8 protein-coding genes are annotated in these 8279 nt (G+C 65.8%); 4 read left to right on the top strand and 4 right to left on the bottom strand.

Features of this window, described 5'->3' with window-relative positions; genetic code table 11:
- Together RT662_RS00120 and RT662_RS00125 are read left to right on the top strand one after the other, a co-directional pair.
- The coding region (locus RT662_RS00120) for a DUF2855 family protein (RefSeq protein ID WP_313668116.1) at positions 1-469 on the top strand (469 nt) is incomplete at its 5' end.
- Positions 470-661: 192 nt separating this feature from the next.
- Complete coding sequence (locus tag RT662_RS00125; protein WP_313668118.1) at positions 662-1093, top strand: pseudoazurin; 432 nt, start codon at positions 662-664, stop codon at positions 1091-1093.
- 57 nt (positions 1094-1150) lie between these two features.
- Here the strand turns inward: RT662_RS00125 and edd are convergent, their stop codons facing one another.
- Complete coding sequence (gene edd / locus RT662_RS00130) at positions 1151-2971, bottom strand: phosphogluconate dehydratase (RefSeq protein WP_313668120.1); 1821 nt, start codon at positions 2969-2971, stop codon at positions 1151-1153.
- A 118-nt stretch (positions 2972-3089) separates the two neighbouring features.
- Here edd and RT662_RS00135 point away from each other — a divergent pair, with 118 nt between their 5' ends.
- Entirely contained in the window at positions 3090-4361 is a 1272-nt protein-coding gene (locus RT662_RS00135) for an amino acid permease (RefSeq protein WP_313668121.1), read from the top strand.
- Between the two features lie 14 nt (positions 4362-4375).
- Here RT662_RS00135 and RT662_RS00140 read toward each other — a convergent pair whose 3' ends face one another.
- The 3 genes from RT662_RS00140 to RT662_RS00150 are packed head-to-tail and all read right to left on the bottom strand — an operon-like array spanning position 4376 to position 7652.
- A complete protein-coding gene (locus RT662_RS00140) occupies positions 4376-5956 on the bottom strand; it encodes a phytoene desaturase family protein (RefSeq protein ID WP_409530118.1) in 1581 nt (526 codons plus the stop codon).
- A 51-nt stretch (positions 5957-6007) separates the two neighbouring features.
- A complete protein-coding gene (locus RT662_RS00145; RefSeq protein ID WP_313668123.1) occupies positions 6008-6793 on the bottom strand; it encodes a sulfite exporter TauE/SafE family protein in 786 nt (261 codons plus the stop codon).
- 40 nt (positions 6794-6833) lie between these two features.
- Positions 6834-7652 carry a hypothetical protein gene (locus tag RT662_RS00150; protein ID WP_313668124.1) on the bottom strand — a complete coding sequence of 273 codons (819 nt, stop codon included), beginning with the start codon at positions 7650-7652 and terminating at the stop codon, positions 6834-6836.
- Between the two features lie 112 nt (positions 7653-7764).
- Here RT662_RS00150 and RT662_RS00155 point away from each other — a divergent pair.
- Positions 7765-8279, top strand: a 515-nt coding sequence (locus RT662_RS00155; protein WP_313668125.1) for an MFS transporter, incomplete at its 3' end; no start/stop codon positions are given.

Genomic DNA, 8279 nt, shown 5'->3' on the forward strand with positions numbered 1-8279 from the left:
TGTGGTGGGCCTCACCTCGCCTGCCAATCGCGATTTCTGCGAAAAGACAGGCTATTACGATCAGGTGCTCAGCTATAACGAGATCGCCAGCGTCGCGGGTGAGACAATCGCCTTCGTCGATTTTTCCGGCAATGGCGGAGTGCGCAGCGGTGTCCACACCTTGCTGGGCGAGCGGCTCAAGGAAAGCCATATCGTTGGTGACACCCATTGGGAGAGCCCCAACACCAACGAACTGCCCGGCCCGGTGCCGCAGCTGTTCTTCGCGCCCACCGTGGCGCAGGATCGCGTCGCCGAATGGGGCCCGGCCGGTTTTGAACAACGGCTGGGTGAAGCCTGGGGCCGCTTTGCCGCCACGCTGAGCTGGCTGCGCGTCGAGCAGGTGGCCGGCGATGCCGCCGTTGCCAAGGCCTGGGCAGAACTGGTCGATGGCCGCATCGATCCGGCGGTGGGCATCATCGCTTCACTGTAACTTGTTCAGCTTGCCGAAAGCACGGCTGCGGCAATCTCCATTGCACGGCTGGGGTTTGGACAAAGTGTCGCAATCCCCAGTCCTTGAGCACACAAGGGTCGAAGCGTATGGAGCCCGTCCAAGCGATCCGGCGCAACCGCCCGGGCGTGTGAAAAACCTGCCGGCCACAAGCCGGCGCGAGGAGAGAGACAGATGAAGATTCTGGGTTTTGTCGCCGCTGCCCTGGTGATCGCCGCTCCGGCTGCCGCCAAGGAAATCACCGTCAAAATGCTGAACAAGGGTGCCGAAGGCGCCATGGTTTTCGAACCGGGCTTCGTGAAGGCTGCCCCTGGCGACACCGTGAAGTTCGTGGCCACCAACCCGGGCCACAACGCCCAGACCATTGCGGGCTTCCTGCCGGCCGGTGAAGCCGAGCAGAAGGGTGCCATGGGCAAGGATTTCATCCTGAAGGTTGGCAAGCCGGGCGTGTATGGCATCAAGTGCCTGCCGCACTTCTCCATGGGCATGGTTGCCCTGGTGCAGGTCGGCAACGGCCCGTCGGCCAACCTCGCTGCCGCCAAGGCCGTGAAGCTGTCGCCGCTGGCCACCAAGCGCATGACCGCCTACCTGGCGCAGGCCAAGTAATCAGCTTTTGCTGATAATGAAGCGGCCGGGGTGGCGACACCCCGGCCGTTTTCGTTTCTACAGACCCGCCGCCTTCAGCATGGCTGAAGCGCCGGCTTCCGCATCATCGCTGCCGGTGCGGAAGAAGGCGAAGAGTTCGCGGGCCGTGCCCGGCCCCGATGCACCGATCACCGCCGCTGGGCGAGACAGGAACTCTGCGGCATCCACCAGCACATCCAGTTGCCCCTGCCGCGCGCACAGCCGGATCACGTCCCCATCACGCACGCGGGCAATCGGCCCGGCGGACATGGCTTCCGGGCACAGATGAATGGCCGCCGGCACCTTGCCTGATGCGCCCGACATGCGACCATCGGTGACCAGCGCCACCTTGTGCCCGCGATCCTGCAGCACGCCCAGCGCTGGCGTCAGCTTGTGCAGTTCGGGCATGCCGTTGGCCTGCGGGCCCTGGCCGCGCACCACCACCACCACGTCACGATCCAGTTCGCCAGCCTTGAAGGCGGCCTGCACGCTCTCCTGATCCTCGAACACGCGCGCCGGGGCCTCGATCGTCCAGCGCTCCTCGTCCACGGCGCTGGTCTTGAAGATGGCGCGGCCCAGATTGCCTTTCACCAGCCGCATGCCGCCATCAGCGCGGAACGGGTTGCTGGCGGCGCGCAGGATGGTCTCGTCGCGACTTTCCGGCACGTCGCGCCAAACCAGCTGGTCACCGTCCATCGCCGGATCGCGGGCATAATCGGCAAGGTTGTCGCCGCCGACTGTCGGGATATCGCCGTGCAGCAGGCCGGCATCGAGCAGGGTGCGAATGGTGAAGGCCATGCCGCCGGCGGCATGGAACTGGTTCACATCCGCCGCGCCGCCGGGATAGACGCGGGCCAGCAGCGGCACGGCGCCCGACAATTCGTCAAAATCCTGCCAGTCGATCAACACGCCCGCCGCGCGGGCTATGGCGGGCAGGTGGATGGCGTGATTGGTGGAACCACCGGTGGCCAGCAAGCCCACGATGGCGTTGACGATGGCGCGCTCATCCACACAGGTGCCCAGCGGGCGCTCGTCGGGCTGATTGAGAGCAATCTTCGCCAGCCGGTGCATGGCCGCGCGGTTCATCGCGGTGCGCAGGCCGGTGCCCGGATTGACGAAGGCCGCGCCCGGCACGTGCAGGCCCATCACCTCCATCATCATCTGGTTGCTGTTCGCCGTGCCATAGAAGGTGCAGGTGCCGGGGCTGTGATAGGAGGCGCTTTCGGCCTCCAGCAGCTCGGCGCGGCTGGCCTTGCCTTCGGCCGCCAGTTGGCGGATGCGCTGCTTCTCCTTGTTCGGCAGGCCGCTGGGCATCGGCCCGGCCGGCACGAAGATCATCGGCAGATGGCCAAAACGCAGCGCGCCAATCAGCAGGCCGGGCACGATCTTGTCACAGATGCCGAGCAGCGCGACTGATTCGAACATGCCGTGGCTCAGCGCCACCGCCGTGGCCAGCGCGATACTGTCCCGGCTGAACAGGGAAAGCTCCATGCCCACCTGGCCTTGCGTCACGCCATCGCACATCGCCGGCACGCCGCCGGCCACCTGCGCCGTGGCGCCGACTTCGCGGGCAAACAGCTTCAGCTGCGGCGGATATTGGCCATAGGGTTGGTGGGCAGACAGCATGTCGTTGAAGGCGGTGACAATGCCGATATTGACGCGCGCGCCGGCCTTGATTGTTGCCTGATCATCCAGCGCGGCGGCAAAGCCGTGGGCGAGGTTGGAGCAGGACAGCCGCTCGCGGCCCATGCCGTTCTCGCGCTCCTGCGCGATATGATCGAGATAGCGGGCGCGGCCAGCGCGGCTCTTTTCGATGATACGGTCGGTGACGCGAGAAAGGGTGGGGTGCAGAGTCGTCATGGCGCCCATCATAAGCAGGTCAGGCCCAGTTGGGCAGACCGAATAGCAATGCTGAAAAGCAATTCGTTGACGGGCGGGCAGCCAGCGGGCAGCAAAGTGAGCGAACCGGGGGGCGCGCATGGCCGACATCAAGAAGGAAATGGGCCTGGTGGCCGCGCTGGCCCTGGTGGTGGGCAATATGGTCGGATCGGGCGTGTTTCTGTTACCGGCAACGCTGGCGCCCTATGGCTGGTCGGCAATGGGCGGCTGGGTGATCGCGCTGGCCGGCACGCTGGCGCTGGCTGGTTGCTATGCCGCGCTATCCCGGCAGATGCCCGGAACCTGCGGGCCACATGCGTATGTAGAAACGGCGTTCGGCGCCAAGGCGTCATATATCGCGGCGTGGAGCTACTGGATCGGCGTCTGGGTCGGCAATGCGGCGCTGGCCGTGGCGGTCGTGTCCAATCTCACGGTGATCTGGCCGGGCTTGGCCGGCGATCCGCTGCTCAGCGCGCTTGCCGCCGTTGGCGTGCTGGTACTGGTCACCGCGATCAACCTGGCCGGCATCGGCGCCGCCAGCTTCGTGCAGCAGGCCACCACCTTCTTGAAACTCATGCCGCTCCTCGCCGTGCTAGGCATCGCGGCCTGGCTGCTGTTCACCAAGGGCAGCGCCGCGGTGGTCAATCCGCCATCCGCCATGGAAGCCGATGGGGTGATCACCTCGGTCACGCTCACCATGTGGGCGTTCCTTGCCTTTGAATCGGCCACGGTACCGGCCGACAAGATCCGCCGCCCGGAATTCACCGTGCCGGTGGCGACCATCGTCGGTCCGCTGCTCGCCGGCGTGCTGTACATGGCGATTTCGGCGGCGATGATCGCGCTGGTGCCGGCCGATGCGCTGGCGAAGTCCAACGCGCCCTTTGCTGATTTTTCCGCCCCGTTCATCGGTTCGCAGGCGGCGGCGCTGATCGGCGTTTTTGCGGCCATTTCGGCGCTGGGCACGGTCAACGGCCTCACCCTGACCGCCGCTGAACTGCCGCGCGCCATGGCGCTGGTCGGCCAGTTCCCGCAGCGCTTTGCCGGGCTGAACCGCGCAGGGGCTCCGGCGGCGGCCGTGCTGCTGTCGGGCGGGCTGGCGGCTGCGCTGGTGCTGATGAACACCGATCGCAGCCTTTCGGGCCTGTTTGAATTCACCATCCTAGTGGCAACCGCGGCGATGCTGGTCGGCTATATGGCGGTGGGGCTGGCCGGGTTGAAACTGCTCTCCGGCCCGATGCGCTTCGTTGGCCTGGCCGGCACGCTCTATTCGCTGTTCGCGCTCTATGCCTCCGGGCTGGAAGCCACCTTGTGGTGCTTCGCCCTCATCGCTGCGGGCTATCCTGTGCTCGTTTACACCCGCAAGCGGCTGTAAACCCCCGTACGGCTTTACGCCCGCGCAAAGCCGTAAAGTCGGTCTGACAATATCGCCTTGGCCGCATTGTGGCCGGGCGCGCCGGTGACGCCGCCGCCGGGATGGGCGCCGCTGCCGCACAGATACAGGCCCTTCACCGGCATGCGATGATTGCCGTGGCCCAGCACCGGGCGCGCCGCCCACAATTGATCCAGGCTCATGCGGCCGTGGAAGATATCGCCGCCGATCAGCCCGAACTTGCGTTCCAGATCGAGCGGCGAATGGATCTGCCGCGCGATGATGCTGCGCTTGAAATTGGGGGCATGCGCCGTGACGGTATCGATGATCAGATCGGCCACCTTCTCGCGCACATCGTCCCAGCTCTGGCCATCGGGCAAGGTGGGCGCGAATTGCTGGCAGAACAGGCTGGCAACATGGCGGCCGGGCGGCGCCAGCGTGTCGTCCAGCGTCGATGGGATCAGCATCTCCACGATCGGCCGGGCCGACCAGCCATAGGCCTTGGCGCCGGTATAGGCGCGGTCCATGTAATCAAGGCTGGGCGCGATGATGATGCCGGCGCCGTGGTGCGGGCCGTGGCCCTTGAGCACGCTGAAGTCCGGCAGTTCCGAAAGCGCCACGTTCATGCGGAAGGTGCCCGATCCGGTGGCATAGCCGTCCATCGAACGGGCAAATTCGGCTGGCAGTTCGGCGCGGTCCACCAACTGGCGGAACAGCAGCGCCGGGCCGGCATTGCTGGCCACGATGGGCGCTTCCAGCACGCGGCCATCTTCCAGCGTAACGCCCTTCGCCTTGCCATTCACGATGTTCACGCGGGCCACGCGCTCTTCCAGGCCGATGGAAACGCCCTTTTCGCACGCTGCTGCGGCCATGGCCTTGGTAATGGCGCCCATGCCGCCGATGGCATGGCCCCAGGCGCCCTTCACCCCGTTCACCTGGCCGAACACATGGTGCAGCAGCACATAGGCCGAACCGGGCGTGTCAGGGCTGGCGAAATGGCCAACGATGGAATCAAAGCCCAGCACCGCCTTGATCGGATCGCTTTCAAACCAGCCATCCAGGAATTCGCGCGCGCTGCGGGTGAACAGGGTGAACAGGTCGTGCTGTTCGCCCTTGCTCAGCCCCAGCATCGGCCAGCCCTGCGTGGCCAGCGCCGCCATGCCCTTCAGGCCCGGCCCGGGCGGAATCTTCAGCGCGAGACGCCGCATTTGATCGGCCAGTACCTCCAGCCGCTGATCATAGGCCGCGAGCGCTGCGGCGTCCTTCGCCGAAAAGCGCGCCACTTCGCTTTCCGTCACGCCGGGGCCGACCTTGAGATAGTCATTGGCCAGCGGCAGGAAATTGTTGAGCGGCCGGTTGACGATGGTCAGGCCATGCTCGCCCAGGTTCATGTCAGATGCGACCCGGTCCTGCAGCAGCGAGACGGTGTAGCTGGCGGTCGAATTGCGAAAGCCCGGCGCGAACTCCTCGGTCACGCAGGCGCCGCCCACGATATCGCGCGCTTCGCAGATATGCACCTTGAGGCCCGCGCGGGCGAGATAGAAGGCCGTGACCAGGCCATTATGGCCCCCGCCAATGATGATCGCGTCATACTGCATGGGCAGATGCCATGCCCGGCTGTGGGCAGGTGGTCAATTGCGGGCGGCGGTTCAGCCCAGCACGCCGGCGCACAGTGCCAGCCCGATCAGGCACATCAACGCTGCCATCACCGACCGAACCGCCGTGATGGTGAGTTTTTCGAGGTGACGCGTCGCTGCCCAAGCCCCGGCAAAGGCCGCGAGTGTGCCGACGCCGACCAGCAGCGCCTCCCGGCCATCGGGGTTGAGGCCAAGGGCGCTGAAGGACGCGGCATAGGTGGAAAGCCGGGCCAGATCGACGAGAATGGCGATCATCACGCCGGTGGCGATGAACGACTTGGCCGCCAGCCCGGCGCGCAGCAGGAAGATCGAGCGCAAGGCCCCCTGCTGGCCGGTGAGCCCGCCAAAGAAGCCCGTGACCAGCCCGCCCAGCGGTTGCAGGCGCGGCGGCGCGGCCAGTTTCTGGAACCAGCTCTGCAATTCCAGCAGCGCGAAGATCAGCAGCAACAGGCCCACCGCTAGGCTGGCGCCGGTTGGCCCGAAGCTGCGGCCAAAGCCGTCCCACGTGAACAGGCGCGGTGTGTCGCCCAGCTGGGCCAGCAGCCACGCGCCCAGCATCGCGGCCGGCACCGCCGTCAGGCCAAAGCGCAGCACCACCCGCCAATCCGCCTGCCGCCACAGCAGCCCGGCCTTGAAGATATTGTTGAGCAGGTGGACCACGCCGGTGGCCGCCACCGCGACTGGCACCGGGAAGAACAGGGCAAAGGCCGGCAGCAGAATGGTGCCAAGGCCGAACCCCGAATAAAGGGTGAGCGCTGACGCCAGCGCAGCGACCACGGCAATGATCAGCATGTCCATCATCTGGCCTATGCCGGCTGCCGTTCATGGCAGCAATGCGTCATTGCTTGTGCGCCGTGTATCGCGACAGGCTGTTGCTGGCGTGATCTTCAACCACGATATCCTTCGTCAACCGATCGCGCAGCGTCGAACGGGTGACTGAAACGATCGTGCCGCTCACGCGCTCGGTCTGGACAAGCGACTGCGAGCCGCGCCGGCGAACCGATACCATCGTCCCCCGCTTGTCGCCCGCGATGCGGGCCGCCGGGCCGCCAAGTGTCGCCGTGAAATGCTGATCGGGCGCCAGCTGCATGTGGAGCCGCGTGCCGTCGAGCGTCATGGTGATTTGGCCTGTGCGGGTCGTATTCGCCTTTGTCCAAAGCTCGCGCCACTGGCCTGTGACAGGGTGCGCGGCAGCGTCGCGATGGCCACGCCTGACCCACAGACCCGATCCCGTTTCAACCACGGTTTCGCCGTCGCGCTCTACCCAGGAAAAGGCAAGATGCCGGCCGTTCGCTGAAACCATGTCGGTGGCGGCGTACACTTCGCGTCCGCCGCGTTTGCGCCGGAATACCGCTGATTGGCCGTCGATGATCTGAACCGACGCTTCGTCATATCCGCGTTGCCCGGCGACCGGATGGAACCGGCCATCGGCGGGGATGTGCCAGGCCGGCCGGCACCAGTTGCAGGCAAACATCCCATTTGCCAGCGTGATGTCGTACCGGGTGCGAAACACATGCGTGCTGGCCGGATCGAGCGTCCAGGTGCCGTCGAACGGCGATCGTGCCGCTGCCGGGGCAGGCAGCAAGGCTGCTGCCAGAACGAGAGCAATGACCCGCTTCATGAAAGGCTCCTGGTCGCGCCCGGTCAGTGTCCACAAAACACACCCTATCTGCAATGTGCAGTCTGGCCATCATCCCCGCCGCAAGGCGTTGCATGTCCGCGCGCATCCGCTATGCGGAAAGCCAAGGAACAGGCGGGGAGGCCGGGTTTTGGGCGTTGCAGACGAGACCATCGAAGACGTGATCGATCCCAAGCGGGATCGGCTGGTGATCGTGGCCAGCTCGCTGGGCACCGTGTTCGAATGGTATGATTTCTTCCTCTACGGCATCCTCGCCAGCCTGCTGGGCAAGCTGTTCTTTGCCACCGGCAACCCCACCACCGAATTGCTGTTCAGCCTGTTCGCCTTTGCCATCGGCTTCTTCTTCCGGCCGCTGGGCGCGCTGGTGTTCGGCTGGTTCGGAGACAAGGTGGGCCGCAAATACACCTTCCTGATCACCATCGCGATGATGGGCGGGGCCACGGCCTGCATCGGCCTGCTGCCCACCTTCGAACAGGCCGGCATCGCCGCGCCCATCATGCTGCTGGTGTTGCGCACCCTGCAGGGTCTTGCGCTGGGCGGCGAATATGGCGGGGCGGCGATCTACGTCGCCGAACATGCGCCTCCGGGCAAGCGCGGCGCGTACACAAGCTGGATTCAGGCGGCGGCGGCCGGCGGCTTCATGCT

Origin of the sequence: Sandarakinorhabdus sp. (genome assembly GCF_032115815.1) — a bacterium.
Taxonomy (GTDB): domain Bacteria; phylum Pseudomonadota; class Alphaproteobacteria; order Sphingomonadales; family Sphingomonadaceae; genus Sandarakinorhabdus.

Bases quoted from the DNA above. Each gene is read 5' to 3' on its own strand.
- RT662_RS00125 (WP_313668118.1), top strand. From the start codon at position 662: ATGAAGATTCTGGGTTTTGTCGCCGCTGCCCTGGTGATCGCCGCTCCG.
- edd (WP_313668120.1), bottom strand. From the start codon at position 2,971: ATGACGACTCTGCACCCCACCCTTTCTCGCGTCACCGACCGTATCATC.
- RT662_RS00135 (WP_313668121.1), top strand. From the start codon at position 3,090: ATGGCCGACATCAAGAAGGAAATGGGCCTGGTGGCCGCGCTGGCCCTG.
- RT662_RS00140 (WP_409530118.1), bottom strand. From the start codon at position 5,956: ATGCAGTATGACGCGATCATCATTGGCGGGGGCCATAATGGCCTGGTC.
- RT662_RS00145 (WP_313668123.1), bottom strand. From the start codon at position 6,793: ATGGACATGCTGATCATTGCCGTGGTCGCTGCGCTGGCGTCAGCGCTC.